At 59.7% G+C, this 16,466-nt stretch carries 15 protein-coding genes; 11 read left to right on the top strand and 4 right to left on the bottom strand.

The genetic code is table 11. From position 1 onward, the window contains the following. Positions 1–357: 357 nt before the first annotated feature. From ACWPW2_RS04545 to ybbA, 3 genes are all read right to left on the bottom strand, one after another. Positions 358–1,500, bottom strand: a complete 1,143-nt coding sequence (locus ACWPW2_RS04545; RefSeq protein ID WP_454121753.1) for a porin — start codon at positions 1,498–1,500, stop codon at positions 358–360. A 183-nt stretch (positions 1,501–1,683) separates the two neighbouring features. Continuing rightward, positions 1,684–4,098, bottom strand: a complete 2,415-nt coding sequence (ybbP, locus tag ACWPW2_RS04540) for a putative ABC transporter permease subunit YbbP (RefSeq protein ID WP_454121752.1) — start codon at positions 4,096–4,098, stop codon at positions 1,684–1,686. Further along, the gene (gene ybbA, locus ACWPW2_RS04535) at positions 4,095–4,781 is read right to left on the bottom strand and encodes a putative ABC transporter ATP-binding protein YbbA (RefSeq protein WP_023479090.1); all 687 of its coding nucleotides are present in this window, start codon (positions 4,779–4,781) and stop codon (positions 4,095–4,097) included. The genes ybbP and ybbA overlap by 4 nt, the downstream gene beginning before the upstream one ends. Here ybbA and tesA point away from each other — a divergent pair. From tesA to ACWPW2_RS04500, 7 genes are all read left to right on the top strand, one after another. Further along, on the top strand, positions 4,752–5,375 hold the full coding sequence (tesA, locus tag ACWPW2_RS04530) for a multifunctional acyl-CoA thioesterase I/protease I/lysophospholipase L1 (protein WP_454123583.1): 624 nt from the start codon (positions 4,752–4,754) through the stop codon (positions 5,373–5,375). The genes ybbA and tesA overlap by 30 nt on opposite strands. A gap of 28 nt (positions 5,376–5,403) precedes the next feature. Next, complete coding sequence (locus ACWPW2_RS04525) at positions 5,404–6,174, top strand: SDR family oxidoreductase (RefSeq protein ID WP_023479062.1); 771 nt, start codon at positions 5,404–5,406, stop codon at positions 6,172–6,174. Between the two features lie 59 nt (positions 6,175–6,233). Beyond that, positions 6,234–7,088, top strand: coding sequence for a thioredoxin family protein (locus tag ACWPW2_RS04520; protein ID WP_124969323.1), 855 nt, complete (start codon positions 6,234–6,236; stop codon positions 7,086–7,088). Positions 7,089–7,173: 85 nt separating this feature from the next. After that, on the top strand, positions 7,174–8,088 hold the full coding sequence (locus ACWPW2_RS04515; RefSeq protein WP_023479088.1) for an SPFH domain-containing protein: 915 nt from the start codon (positions 7,174–7,176) through the stop codon (positions 8,086–8,088). Further along, complete coding sequence (locus ACWPW2_RS04510; RefSeq protein ID WP_094192980.1) at positions 8,085–8,546, top strand: NfeD family protein; 462 nt, start codon at positions 8,085–8,087, stop codon at positions 8,544–8,546. The genes ACWPW2_RS04515 and ACWPW2_RS04510 overlap by 4 nt, the downstream gene beginning before the upstream one ends. A gap of 21 nt (positions 8,547–8,567) precedes the next feature. Continuing rightward, a complete protein-coding gene (locus ACWPW2_RS04505; RefSeq protein ID WP_454121751.1) occupies positions 8,568–10,778 on the top strand; it encodes a hypothetical protein in 2,211 nt (736 codons plus the stop codon). Further along, positions 10,748–11,485 carry a DUF3142 domain-containing protein gene (locus ACWPW2_RS04500; protein ID WP_454121750.1) on the top strand — a complete coding sequence of 246 codons (738 nt, stop codon included), beginning with the start codon at positions 10,748–10,750 and terminating at the stop codon, positions 11,483–11,485. Before ACWPW2_RS04505 ends, ACWPW2_RS04500 begins: the two co-directional genes overlap by 31 nt. Here ACWPW2_RS04500 and cueR read toward each other — a convergent pair. Then, positions 11,439–11,849, bottom strand: coding sequence for a Cu(I)-responsive transcriptional regulator (gene cueR / locus ACWPW2_RS04495; protein WP_454123581.1), 411 nt, complete (start codon positions 11,847–11,849; stop codon positions 11,439–11,441). The genes ACWPW2_RS04500 and cueR overlap by 47 nt on opposite strands. 195 nt (positions 11,850–12,044) lie before the next feature. Here cueR and ACWPW2_RS04490 point away from each other — a divergent pair, with 195 nt between their 5' ends. From ACWPW2_RS04490 to ybaK, 4 genes are all read left to right on the top strand, one after another. Continuing rightward, on the top strand, positions 12,045–12,341 hold the full coding sequence (locus ACWPW2_RS04490) for a TM2 domain-containing protein (RefSeq protein ID WP_023479055.1): 297 nt from the start codon (positions 12,045–12,047) through the stop codon (positions 12,339–12,341). A 171-nt stretch (positions 12,342–12,512) separates the two neighbouring features. Next, positions 12,513–15,011: a copper-exporting P-type ATPase CopA gene (gene copA / locus ACWPW2_RS04485; RefSeq protein ID WP_454121749.1), complete on the top strand. Its 2,499-nt coding sequence runs from the start codon at positions 12,513–12,515 to the stop codon at positions 15,009–15,011. An 84-nt stretch (positions 15,012–15,095) separates the two neighbouring features. Continuing rightward, positions 15,096–15,905, top strand: a complete 810-nt coding sequence (locus ACWPW2_RS04480) for a TraB/GumN family protein (RefSeq protein WP_454121748.1) — start codon at positions 15,096–15,098, stop codon at positions 15,903–15,905. Between the two features lie 77 nt (positions 15,906–15,982). Further along, positions 15,983–16,462, top strand: coding sequence for a Cys-tRNA(Pro)/Cys-tRNA(Cys) deacylase YbaK (ybaK, locus tag ACWPW2_RS04475; RefSeq protein WP_023479038.1), 480 nt, complete (start codon positions 15,983–15,985; stop codon positions 16,460–16,462). Positions 16,463–16,466: the final 4 nt, after the last annotated feature.

Below are 16,466 nucleotides of genomic sequence, written 5' to 3'. Positions count from 1 at the left end.
CAGTGCGTCGCGTTCGGTGTGTGCCTTGTCGATAAGGCCGGGGAATAAGATGGCACAAAGCCAGCGCAGCGGTAATTGAAAAAAATTCAACTTGTCAGGGAGAGAGAGGAGAAATGCCGGATGGCGGCGATGCCTTATCCGGCCTACGTGAGTGCAGCATTCGCTATGTGTAGGCCTGATAAGCGAAGCGCCATCAGGCATTTATGGCAACCGTGCACAATGCCAGACCGCTTGCCGGATGGCGGCGATGCCTTATCCGGCCTACGTGGGTGCAGCATTCGCTATTTGTAGGCCTGATAAGCGAAGCGCCATCAGGCATTTGCGGCCTGCGTATCAGGCAGGCCGCAAAGGTGTCGATTAGAAATCGTAACGCAGACGGACCAGGTTCATATCGCCCAGGTTGTCGGTGCTGGAGGTGAATACGTGTTCGTAATCAACACGGAAACCATAATCCAGCTGCACGGTCACACCGACGCCATTATCAATACGCTGATAATTACGGCCGTTGGCGAACTCCAGGCGGTCACCCATCACGTACGGCTGAATGTATTTCACCGCGTACTGTGCGATCGGGAATTTATACCCGGCAAAGTACTCAACGCCCCACGCATCGCCCGCGAAGTAGTTATGCACATCCTTCTTCTTGGTCAGCATGAAGTTTTGATACCAGCCGCCGCCCAGGGAGAAGGTCCAGTTATCTGGGGTCCAGCTCAGCGCGGTGCCGAGGATGTTCTGATCGTAGGTTTTGCTGTCGCCGGTAGAAGGCTGACGCATATCCGCACGAGTGTAGTTCCACGCCGCGCCCCAGGTCAGATCGTCGGTCAGGTGATAATCCAGCCCCAGGGAACCGCCGCTCTTACGTTTGTAACGGTTGCCGTCGGTCGCCAGGTAATCATCGCTAAACAGGTAAGAAGCATAGATATCCGCGTCACCGACGGTTTTCTTATATTTCAGCATTTTGCGTGACCGATAAGAGCCGTCGTAATCGCCTTTGATGCCGTTACCCGGAGCCTGCGCCAGCATGTCGTAGTCCCAGATATCGGTTTTCGCGCCGACCACATCGTAATAAACGCTGTTCTGCTGACCGAAGGTTAACGTGCCCCAGGTCTGGCTTTTCAGGCCGGTGTAGAGCATACGGCGCGTGGTGTTGTGCGCGGTTTCCGCGTAGTGGTTATCCCAGTCGAACAGTTTCGGGATATCAACGCCCAGCTCGTAGTAACTGACCCAGCTGATGTCATCGAACAGGTAGTAATCCGCTGCGAAACGGAAGCGGGTACCGCCGTCAAAACCGTTACGTTTAAAGGCGTTTTTGCCATCGTTACCGGTAATATTCTGGAACTGCGGGCGAATAGAGCCGCCGACAGTAAAGTTCAGGCGGCTAAGGGGATCGCCCGCCTGCGGGTTTTGTTTCAGGACAGTAATTTCTGCTTGTGCTGTGAAAGACGCCAACGCCACTGCTGCGCCAATGGCTGTCGCCAGGACGCTTGTTTTTATTTTCATTGTTTTTCCTTGGGAATAGATACAACTAACTGTTAATTAGCGCGGGCATCATAGCTTTTATAAGATTCTGGTGGGCGAAGTTTTTTTAATGTTTTGTGCTACTAAACAACTATCGATTAATTGTTTACACGTTGAAACAGCGCGACACCGATTGAATTATCGGTGCCGCTTTTTCAGGCAGGATTAACCACTAAATTGACGAAACAGCGCTTTGCCTTTTAATAACCGGCTACCTAACCACCCGCCGCACAGGGAGAGCAGCAGTGCGCCGCAGAGCGGCAGCGTGATCCACAGCCGCCAGTCGGGCTGCCACGGGAAGTCAAACACGCGAGTTTGCAGCAGCGCCAGCGCCGTTTCCGCGCCGATGGCGGCGACCAGCCCGGAGACCAGCCCCAGCAGCGCAAACTCACACCACAAGGTGGTGCGCAGCAGCCGTTTGCCCGCCCCCAGCGTGCGGTAGACCACCAGCTCCTGGTGACGCTGACGCATACCAACCTGCACCTGCGCCAGCAGCAGTAACACGCCGCAGGCGGTAACCAGCACCACCATCACTTCCAGCGCCCGGCTCACCTGCTCCAGCACCTGGCCGACCTGTTTTAAAATCGCGCCAACATCAAGCAGGCTGATGGTCGGGAAGGCGCGGTTAAGCTGCGTTAACATGCCGTTGTTCCCCTCCAGCCGGAAGCTGGTCAGCCAGCTTTGCGGCTGCCCATCGAGCGCGCCCGGCGGGAAGATAAAGAAGAAGTTGGGCCGCAGGCTCTCCCAGTCCACCTTACGCAGGCTGGAGATCTTTGCGCTGAACGCCTGCGTATCGCCAGTAAAAGTCACCGTGTCGCCCAGCTTCAGACCAAGCCGCTCAGCCAGCCCCTCCTCCACCGACACTTCGCCCGCTTTTGGCGGCCAGCTGCCTGCGGTCAGCGGGTTGTGATCCGGCCGCTGCTGCTGCCAGGTGAGGTTAAGTTCGCGGTTCAGCGCCTCGTCGGCGTTGCCCTCCGTCGACTGGCCGTTAATCTGCGTCATCCTCGCCCGCACAATCGGGTAGAACGCCGCCGGGATCACCTGATGCTCAGCAAGGAAGGTTTTCAGCGGTGCGATCTGCTCCGGAGCGATGTTAATCAGAAAGTAGTTCGGGCTTTCGGCCGGTAACTGCTGCTGCCAGCGATCGAGCAGGTCGCCGCGCAGCACCAGCAGCATCGCCAGTAACATAAACGAGAGGGAGAAGGCCGACAGCTGGCTCAGCGTCGACCACGGCTGGCGCAGCAAGCGATTCACCGCCAGACGCAGCGGCAGCGCTTTCAGAGTCAGGCGCTTCAGCACATTGAGCAGCAGCCAGCCGACCACGCCGCAGAGCATTGCCAGCACCACCGCCCCCGCCAGCACCGCCCACAGCAGCATGCTGCCGCCCATCAGCCAGGCGAGCAGCAGCACGGTGATAATCGCGACCGCCGGAAGATAGATCTTAAGCGGCCAGACATTTGCCACCGCATCGCGGCGCAACACCCGCAGCGGCTGCGTCGCCAGCAGCAGACGATAGGGACGCAGCCCCACCAGCAGCGAGATCACCACGATTGCGCCAATGGCCCACAGCCACGGCCAGTAGCTTGCGGGCGGCAGCGCAGCGGGCAACACCGGTTTGAGAAGGAGCATCAGCACCTTTTCAAACAGCAGCCCCAGCGCGCCGCCGGTGATCACCGCCAGCCCAAGCAGCAGCGCCCACTGGCCGACAATCAGCTTTTGCAACTGTGCGCGACCGGCACCGAGGGTTTTCAGAATCGCCACCAGATCGTAGCGGCTGCGGCAGTAGTGGCTCATCGCCACTGCAACGGCGGCGACCGCCAGCAGCAGCGTCAGCAGCGCCGATAGCAGCAAGAACTGCTGCGAACGCTGTAAGGATTTGCCCAGCGCGCCGTCATCCTGCTCCAGCCCGTACCAGCGCTGATCCGCGCCAAGCTGCGGCAGCAGCCACGTCTCATACTTCTCTAACTGCGCGGGTGTACCGGCAAACTTCACCCGCCAGCTGACGCGGCTGCCCGGCAAAACGGCCCCGGTTTTTGCCACATCGGCGCTGTTCATCAGCAGGCGCGGTGCCATCTGGAAGGGGTTAAAACCGGAATCGGGCTCCTGCGTCACTTCGCCAGCGATGCGCAGCGTAGCGTCGCCGACCTCAATCGTGTCGCCCGGTTTCACATTCAGCAGCGCCATCAGGCGCGGAGCGAGCAGCGCCGTGCCCGGCTGCGGCTTCAGCCCGGCGGGCTGCGTCTCCAGCTCGCCATAGAGCGGGTAGCGATTATCCACCGCTTTCACACTCGCCAGCTGCGGCGTATCACCAGCAAACGTCATGGTGCTGAAGCTCACCTGCTCACTCACTTGCAGGCCGCTTTTACGCGCCTCCTCCAGCCAGCCAGGGGGAATTTCACGCGAGCTGCGCAGGGCGCGGTCGCCTGCCATAAAATCGCGGCTCTGCTGGCTTAAGCCCTTCTCCATGCGATCGCCGATGGTGCCGAGCGCCAGCACACAGGCCACCGCGAGGCTCAGCGCCATCCAGACAATCAGCAGCGACGGCGAGCGCCATTCGCGCCAGAACCAGCGGGCAATCATGCTTCCTCCCGCAGTTCGCCGTTGACCAGCCGCAGGCGTCTGTCACAGCGCGCCGCCAGCTGCGCGTCATGGGTCACCAGCAGTAGCGTAGTGCCGTAGTGTTGATTCATCGAGAAGAGCAGATCGGCGATTTTGTCGCCCGTCTGTCGATCGAGGTTACCGGTCGGCTCATCGGCGAAGAGCACTGCCGGGCGACCATTGAAGGCGCGGGCCAGCGCCACGCGCTGCTGCTCGCCGCCGGAGAGCTGTGCCGGGAGATGGTCGAGGCGTTTGCCCAGCCCCAACTCCTCGAGTAAAGCTTTAGCGCTACTGCGGCTTTCGCTGCTCTTCTCGCCGCGCAACAGCGCAGGCAGTTCCACGTTTTCCAGCGCGTTAAGGGTCGGGATCAGCATGAAGGATTGAAAAACAAACCCGACATTCTGCGCACGTAGTTGCGCGCGCGCCTCTTCGTCCATTTTGTGTAACGGTTTGCCGAGCAGATGCACTTCGCCGCTGCTGCCATCATCCAGCCCGGCGAGAATGGCGAGCAGCGTCGACTTCCCGGAACCGGACTCGCCAATCAGCGCGATGGTTTCAGCTGGTTTGACAACCAGCTCAACTCCGGTAAGGATTGAAAGCTCCTGCTCCCCCTGACCGACGGACTTCTTAAGATGATGAACTTCAACAATGTTTTCCGCTGGCATTTGCCCTTCCTGTTTTTGCTTTTGTTAACCTTTCGCGCCGCGGCGGCGGACACGCTACTGATTCTTGGCGACAGCCTGAGTGCGGGCTATCGGATGGCGGCAACGGCGGCCTGGCCTGCGCTGCTCAATAACAAGTGGCAGCAGCAGCCTGTGGTGGTGAACGCCAGCATCAGCGGCGACACCTCTCAGCAGGGCCTGGCGCGCCTGCCCGCGCTGTTAAAAGAGCATAAACCGCGCTGGGTGCTGGTCGAACTCGGCGGCAATGACGGCCTGCGCGGTTTTCCGCCGCAGCAAACGGAACAGACGCTGCGCCAGATTATCCAGACGGTAAAAGCGGCCGATGCAAAGCCGCTGCTGATGCAAATACGGCTGCCCGCCAACTACGGTCGTCGTTATACTGAGGCCTTTGGTGCCATTTACCCGAAGCTCGCCAGCGAGCTGGATGTTCCTCTGCTGCCCTTTTTTATGGAAGAAGTCTATCTGAAACCGCAGTGGATGCAGGATGATGGTATTCACCCCAATCGCGATGCCCAGCCGTTTATTGCCGACTGGATGGCCACGCGACTGGCTCCTTTAGTTAATCACGCCTCCTGAATATTCAGGCGCGTCCCCAGGTAAAGTTATGCAAAAAACGGTCTTAATAACAGGATGTTCCAGCGGTATTGGTCTGGAGAGCGCGCGCGAGCTAAAGCGTCAGGGGTTTCGCGTGCTGGCGGCCTGCCGCAAAGCCGATGATGTGGCGCGGATGGATCAGGAGGGATTCACCGGCGTTTTGCTCGATCTTGATGACGCAGCGAGCGTGGATCGCGCCGCAGACGAGGTGATCGCCCTGACCGGCAATCGCCTCTATGGCCTCTTCAATAACGCCGGTTACGGCGTCTACGGATCCCTTGACGCCATCAGCCGTGAACAGTTGGAGCAGCAGTTTTCCAGCAACTTTTTCGGCACTCACCAGCTCACGCTGCGCCTGCTCCCGGCCATGTTGCCGCACGGCGAAGGGCGCATTGTGATGACCTCGTCGGTGATGGGCCTGATCTCCACGCCCGGTCGCGGTGCTTATGCCGCAAGTAAATATGCGCTGGAAGCCTGGTCCGATGCGCTGCGCATGGAGCTGCGCCACACCGGCATTAAAGTGAGCCTGATTGAGCCTGGCCCCATCCGCACGCGTTTTACCGATAACGTCAACCAGACGCAGCGCGATAAACCTGTCGAAAACCCCGGCATCGCCGCACGCTTTACCCTCGGCCCGGAGGCGGTTGTCGCCAAAGTGCGCCATGCTTTTGAGAGTAAACGGCCGAAATTGCGCTACCCCGTCACGCTGGTGACCTGGGCGGTCAGCCTGCTGAAACGGCTGCTCCCCGCGCGCATGATGGATAAAATTTTGCACGGATGAGTTGAAGGCGCGTGTCGCGTCCCCATCTCATTCTTACTTGTTTAAACAGAGAAACTGCCATGTCCGTACAGAATATCGTCAATATTACCGAAGCGAACCTGCAACAGGTGCTGGAACAGTCCGTTGCGACCCCGGTGCTGTTCTATTTCTGGTCCGAGCGCAGCCAACACTGTCTGCAATTGACGCCGGTCCTGGAAACGCTGGCCGCGCAGTACAACGGGCAGTTTATTCTGGCGAAAGTGGATTGCGATGCCGAGCAGATGGTCGCTTCGCAGTTTGGCCTGCGCGCCATTCCAACGGTCTATCTCTTCCAGAACGGCCAGCCGGTCGATGGTTTCCAGGGTCCGCAGCCGGAAGAGGCGATCCGCGCCCTGCTCGACAAAGTGCTGCCGCGCGAAGAAGAACTAAAAGCGCAGCAGGCGATGGAACTGATGCAGGCAGGCAACCACACAGAAGCGCTGCCGCTGCTGAAAGAGGCGTGGCAGCTCTCTAACCAGCAGAGCGAAATCGGCTTCCTGCTGGCGGAAACGCTGATTGTGTTAAACCGCGCCGACGAAGCGGAAACGGTGCTGAAAGCCGTCCCGTTGCAGGATCAGGACACCCGCTATCAGGGGCTGATCGCGCAGATCGATCTGCTGCGCAAAGCGGCCGATACGCCGGAAATCCAGCAGCTGCAACAGCAGGTTGCTGACAACCCGGAGGACGCGGCGCTGGCAACCCAGCTGGCTTTGCAACTGCATCAGGTCGGGCGTAACGAAGAGGCGCTGGAGCTGCTGTTTAACCACCTGCGTAAAGATCTCGGTGCGGCTAACGGCGATGCGCGCAAAACGCTGCAAGAGATCCTCGCCGCGCTCGGCACCGGCGATGCGCTGGCGTCAAAATACCGTCGTCAGCTCTACTCGCTGCTTTACTGATCACCCTGCTAAATTTGGCGATCGGGCTGCTTTCGTCGCCAATTCGGGCTAAGATGGCATCAAATTAAACAGGAGGTTTTTTTTGATGCCAATCGTCATTATCGTTCTCATCGTCGTCGCGCTGGTTATTGTCTTTTCCGGTGTAAAAATTGTCCCCCAGGGCTTCCAGTGGACCGTGGAACGCTTTGGCCGCTTTACCCGCACACTGCAACCGGGTCTTAGCCTTGTCGTGCCGTTTATGGATCGCATTGGTCGTAAGATCAATATGATGGAGCAGGTGCTCGACATCCCTTCCCAGGAGATCATCTCCAAAGATAACGCCAACGTCACCATTGACGCCGTCTGCTTTATTCAGGTCATCGACGCGCCACGCGCCGCCTATGAGGTGAGCAATCTGGAGCTGGCGATCGTCAACCTGACCATGACCAACATCCGTACCGTGCTCGGCTCGATGGAGCTGGATGAGATGCTCTCGCAGCGTGACAGCATCAACACCCGCCTGCTGCACATTGTCGATGAAGCCACCAACCCGTGGGGCATTAAGGTAACGCGTATCGAGATCCGCGACGTGCGCCCGCCAGCAGAACTGGTCTCCTCGATGAACGCGCAGATGAAGGCGGAACGTACCAAACGCGCCTATATCCTTGAAGCCGAAGGGATCCGCCAGGCGGAGATCCTGAAAGCCGAAGGGGATAAACAGTCGCAGATCCTGAAAGCTGAAGGTGAACGTCAGTCAGCCTTCCTGCAGGCAGAAGCGCGTGAGCGTTCGGCGGAAGCAGAAGCCCGCGCCACGCAGATGGTTTCTGAAGCGATCGCCTCCGGCGATATCCAGGCGGTGAACTACTTTGTGGCGCAGAAATATACCGAAGCGCTGCAACAGATTGGCTCTGCCAACAACAGCAAAGTGGTGATGATGCCGCTGGATGCCAGCAGCCTGCTGGGTGCCATTGGCGGTATTGCTGAGTTGGTGAAAGATAGCGCCAACGAGCGTAAAAAATGATCGCCGAACTGCTGCTTGAACATACCTACCTCGCCTGGCTGACGCTGGGTGGGCTGCTGCTCGCCGCCGAAATGCTCGGCGGCAACGGCTATCTGTTATGGAGCGGCATTGCGGCCGTCGCCACCGGTTTGCTGGCGTGGGTCATCCCGTTTAGCTGGGAGTGGCAGGGGGTGCTGTTTGCCCTGCTGACGCTGCTGGCCGCCTGGCTGTGGTGGCTGTGGTTGTCAAAACGCGTAAAACAGCAAAACCCCGCCGACGCCTCGCTTAACCTGCGCGGGCAACAGCTGCTCGGTCGCCGTTTCACGCTCGATAATGCGCTGGTCAACAGTCGCGGACATATGCGCGTGGGCGACAGCTCATGGCCGGTCTGCGCCGATACCGATCTCGCCGCCGGTACGCGCGTCGAGGTCATCGCCATTGAAGGTATTACGCTGCGTATCACTCCCGTAAGCGATTAACTTAACCCAAGGATCCCGGCTATGGGCCCGCAAAAACAGCTCGCGCTGGGCATCCTGCTCGCGCTTGGCGCCAGCGCACCCGCGCTGGCCTCTTCCGATATTGATGATTGCACATGGGGCAGCCCCGGCTGCTACCTCTCCACGCCGCCGGTTATCGCCATCCATACCGATACCCGCGACAACCTGCTGCGCCTGCTGGGCGACAGCAAAGGACTCTATCCGCTGCGCCAGCCGATGCCGGCAGATGTTACCCGCAGCCGCAACGTGTACTTCGGCGTGCATCACGATGACGCGCCGCCTGCCGCTGCGACAGAAGCCTCAACGCTTGCCGCCACGCTGCGCAAGCAGATGAGCGCGCTGGGCATCGCGAGCGACAACACGCTGCCGCCTGCCCTGCTGCGCCTGATTGCCGACGGCAGCGAAGCGCAAACCACCTCTACAGAGGTTGATGAGGCGGGCAACGACGGTGAAACCCGCTTTGTCTCACAAAACAACGAGACGCTCTCCGCCTTCTTCGCCGCTCTGCTTGAGGATAAATCCCTGACCGCGCCACAGCGCCAGGCGCTGGCGACCGCACGTATCGCTGCTAATGAATCTTCGCAGAGTATAGAGGCGATCAGCGCCCTCTCCTTCCCGGAGAATTCAGCCGCGGCGGGTTTTCGCACCTATCTTCAGGCCGCCAATAGCTTCTATGCCGGTGATTATGCCGCCGCCGAACCGCTTTTCACTTCGCTGACAAAGAGCGCGCAGCCGTGGCTTGCCGAAACGGCGAGTTACATGCTGATGCGTAATGCGCTTAACGCCAGCAGCGAAAACGCCAACGGCGAGTATGGCGATTTTGACGTTGCGAAAATTGATAAGCCCCACGCTGAGCAGGCGCGAAGCGCGGCGGAAAGTTACCTCAAGCAGTGGCCGCAGGGGCGCTATGCCGCCTCGACTCAGGGGATGCTGCGCCGTATTGACTGGTATCTTCAGCAGTGGGACAGCCTCGCGGTGCGCTATGAAAACGCGCTCTCAGCCGCCACCAGCGGCGATGCGCTGGTGACGCTGATCAATGAGAGCGACAACAAGTTGCTGAGTAAGGATGTTAGCTGGGGAGGCGATGCGTTTGTCAGCGTGCCGAATGCCTCGCTGATGACCTTTATTGCCGCCCTGCGCTGGATGCGCGAATCGCCCTGCCGTGAAAACACGCCCTGTATCGATAACGCCTGGCTTGAGAGCCATAAAGCGGAGTTCGACAACAACCAGCGCGGCGCGTTATGGAACTACCTTCGTCTGCAACTGGCTTACAGCTCGCAGGATTACGCTGCGGTGGTCAGCGGTATCACACCGGCAAAAGCGCTGGCGGAGCATGACGTTCTCGCCTTCAGCGAACAGGTGCTGTATGGCGATGCGCTGATGGCGCAAAAAGCCTGGCCGGAGGCGCAAAGCCACTGGCTGCGCCTGCTCGATTTAAGCCGTGACGTCGAACAGCAGCAGTTGTTGCAGGCCAAACTGGCCGCCACGCTGGTGGCCAGTGAAAAAGTCGATGAGATCTTCGCAGCGAAGAGCCGGGTCACTAACCTGCGCTTTCGCTCGCTGGTGCTGAAAACCAAAGCCTCGCGCCCGCTGCTGCTTGAGCAGGCACAAAACGGGCCGAACAGCGAAGAGCGCACGATCGCCCTGCACACCTTGCTGATGCGCGATTTGACCGCCGGAAACTACGCCGACTGGTTACAGGATAAAAAGCTGATTGCCGCCATTACGCCACCGGTGAAAGACGAGGCCTTCTCGGATGTGGATCTGAACGTCTTTAACTGGCAAGGCAGCGATGAGACAAGCCGCTACACCTGTGCCGCGCTGGATAAGACCGTCACTATGCTGAGCAAAACGCCAACGGATGGGCATGCGCTGAACTGCCTCGGCGAATTCTTCCGCACTACGCAGGCGAGAGTCTCGTTGGGCGTCGAACTCGGCGGCAATGATGCCCTCGACGGTGCCACCGCCACTAAAGCGCTGCCTGGCGTGCCGCAGCGGCTGGCCGCCTATCAGCAGGTGATCAACAACCCGAAAGCGGAGCCGGAAGATAAGAGCTATGCCCTCTACCGCGCGGTAATGTGTTATGCCCCGTCGGGCTATAACGATTGCGGCGGCGAGGACGTGGAGAAATCGGTGCGCAAAGCCTGGTTCCAGCAACTGAAGAGCCGTTACCCCGGAAGCGTATGGGCCAACGAACTCCGCTACTACTGGTAATCGCGCTTGCTGCCCTGCTCGCTTCATTAAGCCCTGCGAAGGGGCAGGAGCAGGCGTTCTGGCTCTGGTCCGGCGTGCGCCCGGGCGAGGCGCTGCGCCAGGCCGACGTGGTCTATCTCCATCAGGGCGAGGTGGTGATCCACGGCGGTAAAACGGTGTTTGAGCGCAAAGGGCTACCCGTTAACCGGCTGGTCTTTCCGCGCATCTGGTTAACGGTGCGCTTTGCCACCCTCGATGTGCCGGATACGCTGCTGCTGCGCCTCAACAGCCTGCTGGCGCGCTGGCAGGCGGCGGGAAACGAGGTTATTGGCTTGCAGATCGATTTCGATGCCGCCACCTGGCGGCTCGATGAGTACGCCCGCTTTCTGCAACGGCTGCGGCACACGCTGCCCGCGCACTATGCGCTGGGAGTAACCGGGCTGCTGGACTGGGCGAAAACCGGCAGCGTTGCCACGCTGAATGCCTTGCCGGTGGATGAACTGGTGGTGCAGAGCTATCAGGGACGCCGCACGGTGGCGAATTTTACCGATTATCTGCCAGCGCTGGCCGGTCTGCGCATTCCGTTTAAACTGGGCGTCGTGCCGGGCGGGATTTGCGATGAGCAAGAGATTGCGAAGCTTGCCGCCTCGCGCTGGTATCGCGGTACGGTGACCTTTCTGCTTAACCCTTCGCGCGGTGATGACAGCAGCCAGAAAGGTTGTCCATAATCGGGCAATCGGATCCCTCGTCGCCGGGGCAGGCTTCCGCCAGCGTCAGCAACTGGGTGCGCATCACCTGCAATTCGCTGATATGGCGCTCGATCTCGGCCACTTTCTGTAACGTGCGGGCTTTTACATCCGCGCTGTGGCGGGCGGGATCGTTAAACAGATTCACCAGCTCGCCGCACTCTTCGAGGTTAAACCCTACCTGGCGCGCCTGGCGCAGCAGCGTCAGCTCATTGAGGTGCTGCTGGTTGTAGCTGCGATAGCCGTTTTCACCGCGCAGCGGCGGCGTCACCAGCCCCTTCTGCTCATAAAAACGGATCGCTTTACTGGTTAAACCGGTCTTTTTTGCCACATCGCTGATATTCATCATCTTCCCCATTATTTACACACGGCAAATAGTGCGACGCCTGTTATGAGGCTGGAGAATGATATTAATCCTTGCGGTACCGCAAAACAAATATATACATGTTGCAAATATTTCTATTTGCCGATCCGCCGCTTCGCTATACCATAGCGCGGGATTTTCAAATAATGATAAAAGTTCGACACACAGGAGTTGTTTATGAGTGATATGGCTTTTTGCCGCGGTTGCGGAAAGGAGATACATAAAGAAGCGGTTGCATGTCCGAGCTGCGGCGCGCCGCAGAGCACTGCTGGCAAGAAAAGCCGCATCTCCGCTGCGCTGTTCGCCTTCTTCCTTGGCGGCTTCGGCGCGCACAAATTCTATTTAGGTAAACCGGGACAGGGCATTCTTTATCTGCTGTTCTTCTGGACCTGTATTCCGGCAATCATCTCCTTTATCGAATTTATTATTTACCTGTGTAATTCCGACGAAGAATTCGCGCGTAAATATGGCTGAGTATTAACCGCCAAATGATGCCAGACCCCGCTCAATGCGGGGTTTTTTATTTCTGACGGCGTTTTTTGCCGTGTGAGCTATTTTGTGTGGCCCTGAACTTGACCTTCCCCTCGCGGGAAGGTTTAAGCTTGTTACGTGTTATCAAACGTCTCATCCCTGAGGAGAACGCGTATGTCTCAAACCATAGAGCTAAACCTGGATGGCCTCACCTGCGGCCATTGCGTTAAACGTGTAAAAGAGAGCCTGGAAAAGCGCCCCGACGTTGAGGCGGCCGATGTCACTATCGAGCATGCCCATGTAACGGGCAGCGCCAGCGCCGAAGCGCTCATCGCGACTGTCGAAGAGGCCGGATACGGCGCGAGCGTCAGCCACCCAAAGGCTAAACCGCTGGCAGAGTCATCACTCCCGTCGGAAGCACTGACAGCGGCCACTCCAGAGCTTCCGGCAGCACACGATCTTGATGACAGCCAGCAACTGTTGATCAACGGCATGAGCTGCGCCAGCTGTGTCTCCCGGGTACAAAAAGCCTTACAGGCGGTTCCGGGCGTCACGCAGGCACGGGTAAACCTGGCGGAGCGTACTGCGCTGGTGATGGGCAGCGCGCCCGCCGCAGAATTGGTCAGCGCCGTTGAGCAGGCGGGCTACGGCGCGGAAGCGATTGAAGATGATATCAAGCGGCGCGAGCGCCAGCAGGAGACGGCGCTCGCTACCCTGAAGCGCTTTCGCTGGCAGGCGATTGTCGCCCTGCTGGTCGGCGTGCCGATCATGCTGTGGGGGATGATCGGCGACAATATGATGGTTACCGAGGCTAACCGCTCGCTGTGGCTCGGCATTGGCATGCTCACGCTGGCAGTGATGGTGTTTGCCGGTGGGCACTTCTACACCAGCGCATGGAAAAGCCTGCGTAACGGCACCGCGACGATGGACACGCTGGTTGCCCTTGGTACTGGCGCGGCCTGGCTCTACTCGATGAGCGTCAATATCTGGCCGCAGTGGTTTCCGATGGAAGCCCGCCACCTCTATTACGAAGCCAGCGCGATGATTATCGGTCTGATTAACCTTGGCCATATGCTGGAAGCGCGCGCCCGCCAGCGCTCGTCAAAAGCGCTGGAGCGCCTGCTCGATTTAACCCCGCCAACGGCGCGGGTGGTCACCCCTGAGGGCGAAAAAAACCTCCCGCTGGCCGAAGTGCAGCCGGACATGACGCTGCGCCTGACCACCGGCGATCGCGTGCCGGTGGATGGTGAGATCCGCGACGGCGAGGGGTGGTTTGATGAAGCAATGCTGACCGGCGAGCCGGTGCCGCAGCAAAAAGGCGCGGGCGAGACGATCCACGCTGGCACCGTGGTGCAGGATGGCAGCGTCCTCTTTACCGCCAGCGCCGTGGGCAGCCACACCACGCTGTCGCGCATTATCCGCATGGTGCGCCAGGCGCAGAGCAGTAAACCGGAGATTGGCCAGCTCGCTGACCGTATTTCAGCAGTGTTCGTTCCGGTGGTCGTCGCCATCGCCCTGCTGAGCGGTGCCATCTGGTATCTGTTCGGCCCGGCACCGCAGATTGTCTATACGCTGGTGATCGCTACAACCGTGCTGATTATCGCCTGCCCCTGCGCGCTCGGGCTGGCGACGCCGATGTCGATTATCTCCGGCGTCGGGCGTGCGGCTGAGTTTGGCGTGCTGGTACGCGATGCCGATGCGCTGCAACGCGCCAGCACCCTCGATACGCTGGTGTTTGATAAAACCGGCACCCTGACGCGCGGCAAACCGGAAGTGGTGAGCATCACCGCGCTGGAGGGGGATGAAACGAGCGCCCTGCGTCTGGCGGCGGCGCTTGAGCAGGGCTCCAGCCACCCGCTGGCGCATGCGATTGTGGAAAAAGCCGCAAGTGATGCGCTGCCGGAAGTGAAGCAGTTCCGCACTCTGCGCGGGCTGGGGGTCAGCGGCGAGATTGACGGGCAGCGCGTGCTGCTCGGCAACCAGGCGCTGCTGGCGGAACAGCAGATCGATACGCGCGCGCTGGATGAGGAGATCGCCGCGCATGCCAGCCGTGGCGCGACGCCAGTGCTGCTGGCAGTAGAGGGCAAAGCGCGGGCGCTGTTCGCCATTCGCGATCCGCTGCGTGACGACAGCGTGCAGGCACTGCAACGCCTGCACCGCGCCGGTTACCGACTGGTGATGCTGACCGGCGATAACCCGACCACCGCAAATGCGATTGCCAAAGAGGCGGGCATCGATGAGGTGATTGCCGGAGTGCTGCCGGATGGCAAAGCCGAGGCGATCAAACAGCTCCAGCAGCAGGGTCGCCAGGTAGCGATGATTGGTGATGGCATCAACGATGCCCCGGCGCTGGCGCAGGCTGATGTCGGTATTGCGATGGGCGGCGGCAGCGATGTGGCGATTGAAACGGCGGCGATCACGCTGATGCGCCATAGCCTGATGGGTGTGGCCGATGCGCTGGCGATTGCCAACGCCACACTGCGCAATATGAAACAGAACCTGCTCGGGGCGTTTATCTATAACTCGCTTGGCATCCCGATTGCCGCCGGGATTCTCTGGCCGCTGACCGGCACGCTGCTCAACCCGGTGGTGGCCGGAGCGGCAATGGCGCTCTCCTCAATTACCGTAGTGAGTAACGCCAACCGCCTGCTGCGCTTTACCCCGCGCGACTAAGCCCCGCCCCGCCGCCATCTGCGGCGGGGTTTACACCCTCCCGCTTCGCGCGTTAGCATGCCTTTTTACTCTCAGGAAGCGCGTATGAGCCTGTTTCAACGATTGAAAGCTTTTCTTCTCGCGCTTCGTCAGCGCCGCTACCCCTGGCCTGCATTGGACGTTGAGTTGCCCGGTGACCGGCATCTTCACCTGGTCGGCAGCATTCATATGGGCACCCACGGCATGGCGCCGCTGCCCGCCGCGCTGCTGCAAAAGGTGCGCGAGGCCGATGCGCTGATTGTCGAGGCGGATATCGCCGGTTCCGACTCGCCGTTTGCTAACCTTCCTGACGCCGACCCGCTCGACACCCGCCTCAGCCCGGCGCTGCTCGCTTCGTTAGAGAGCACGCTGGAGAGCCTGTCGTTAAGCCGTGCGGCATTTGAGACGCGCCCGGCCTGGCACATCGCGCTGGTGTTACAGGCAACGCAGGCGCAGCGGCTCGGGCTGCGTTCCGACTACGGCATTGACTACCAGCTGCTACAAGCCGCACAGCGTTTTAACGTGGCGATCATGGAACTGGAGGGCACCACCAGCCAGCTCGATATTTTGCGCCAGCTGCCGGACGACGGTAGCGAACTGTTGCAGGACACCCTCACCCACTGGCATGAGAATGCGCGCCTGTTACAGGTGATGATGAGCTGGTGGCTGGAGAGCCCGCCGCGTGATGAAAACCTGAGTCTTCCCTCAACCTTCAGCCAGCCGCTGCACGATGTGCTGATGCATCAGCGTAACCGCGCATGGTGCGACTATCTGTTCCGCCTGCCGCCGGGGCGCTATGTGGTGGCCGCAGGCGCGCTGCATCTCTATGGCGACGGCAATCTTCCCGCACTGTTAGCGGAAAAAATGGCCCATTAGCGCAAGATGCTACTATTTTCCCCGGTGGAAGCAGGCGTATGCTTACGGCGTGAAACCGCTTGATAAGAAGGATTATTATGACGCCCGCCGTAAAGTTACTGGAAAAAAATGGCATCGCTTTTCAACTCCACAGCTACGATCACGACCCTAACGAAACCAACTTCGGCGATGAAGTGGTGCGCAAGCTGGGGCTGGATGCCGACAGGGTTTATAAAACGTTGCTGGTGGCGGTCAACGGCGATATGAAGCAGCTGGCCGTGGCGGTGACGCCGGTGGCCGGGATGCTCGATTTGAAAAAGGTCGCTAAAGCGCTGGGCGCGAAAAAAGTCGATATGGCGGATCCAATGGTGGCGCAGCGCACCACCGGCTATCTGGTGGGCGGCATCAGCCCGCTCGGGCAGAAAAAGCGCCTGCCGACGCTGATCGATGCGCCCGCACAAACCTTCGACACTATCTATATCTCTGGCGGTAAGCGCGGGCTGGATATTGAACTGGCGGCGAGCGATCTGGCGAAACTGCTGGGTGCGCAATTTGCCGATATCGCTCGCCGCGAGTGAGGCG

The organism is Kosakonia sp. Marseille-Q7440 (assembly GCF_965119485.1).
Note: the sequence above shows the minus strand (reverse complement) of the source record. Positions and strands in the feature narration are given on the sequence as shown.

Bases quoted from the DNA above. Each gene is read 5' to 3' on its own strand.
- ACWPW2_RS04545 (WP_454121753.1), bottom strand. From the start codon at position 1,500: ATGAAAATAAAAACAAGCGTCCTGGCGACAGCCATTGGCGCAGCAGTG.
- ybbP (WP_454121752.1), bottom strand. From the start codon at position 4,098: ATGATTGCCCGCTGGTTCTGGCGCGAATGGCGCTCGCCGTCGCTGCTG.
- tesA (WP_454123583.1), top strand. From the start codon at position 4,752: ATGAACTTCAACAATGTTTTCCGCTGGCATTTGCCCTTCCTGTTTTTG.
- ybbA (WP_023479090.1), bottom strand. From the start codon at position 4,781: ATGCCAGCGGAAAACATTGTTGAAGTTCATCATCTTAAGAAGTCCGTC.
- ACWPW2_RS04525 (WP_023479062.1), top strand. From the start codon at position 5,404: ATGCAAAAAACGGTCTTAATAACAGGATGTTCCAGCGGTATTGGTCTG.
- ACWPW2_RS04520 (WP_124969323.1), top strand. From the start codon at position 6,234: ATGTCCGTACAGAATATCGTCAATATTACCGAAGCGAACCTGCAACAG.
- ACWPW2_RS04515 (WP_023479088.1), top strand. From the start codon at position 7,174: ATGCCAATCGTCATTATCGTTCTCATCGTCGTCGCGCTGGTTATTGTC.
- ACWPW2_RS04510 (WP_094192980.1), top strand. From the start codon at position 8,085: ATGATCGCCGAACTGCTGCTTGAACATACCTACCTCGCCTGGCTGACG.
- ACWPW2_RS04505 (WP_454121751.1), top strand. From the start codon at position 8,568: ATGGGCCCGCAAAAACAGCTCGCGCTGGGCATCCTGCTCGCGCTTGGC.
- ACWPW2_RS04500 (WP_454121750.1), top strand. From the start codon at position 10,748: ATGGGCCAACGAACTCCGCTACTACTGGTAATCGCGCTTGCTGCCCTG.
- cueR (WP_454123581.1), bottom strand. From the start codon at position 11,849: ATGAATATCAGCGATGTGGCAAAAAAGACCGGTTTAACCAGTAAAGCG.
- ACWPW2_RS04490 (WP_023479055.1), top strand. From the start codon at position 12,045: ATGAGTGATATGGCTTTTTGCCGCGGTTGCGGAAAGGAGATACATAAA.
- copA (WP_454121749.1), top strand. From the start codon at position 12,513: ATGTCTCAAACCATAGAGCTAAACCTGGATGGCCTCACCTGCGGCCAT.
- ACWPW2_RS04480 (WP_454121748.1), top strand. From the start codon at position 15,096: ATGAGCCTGTTTCAACGATTGAAAGCTTTTCTTCTCGCGCTTCGTCAG.
- ybaK (WP_023479038.1), top strand. From the start codon at position 15,983: ATGACGCCCGCCGTAAAGTTACTGGAAAAAAATGGCATCGCTTTTCAA.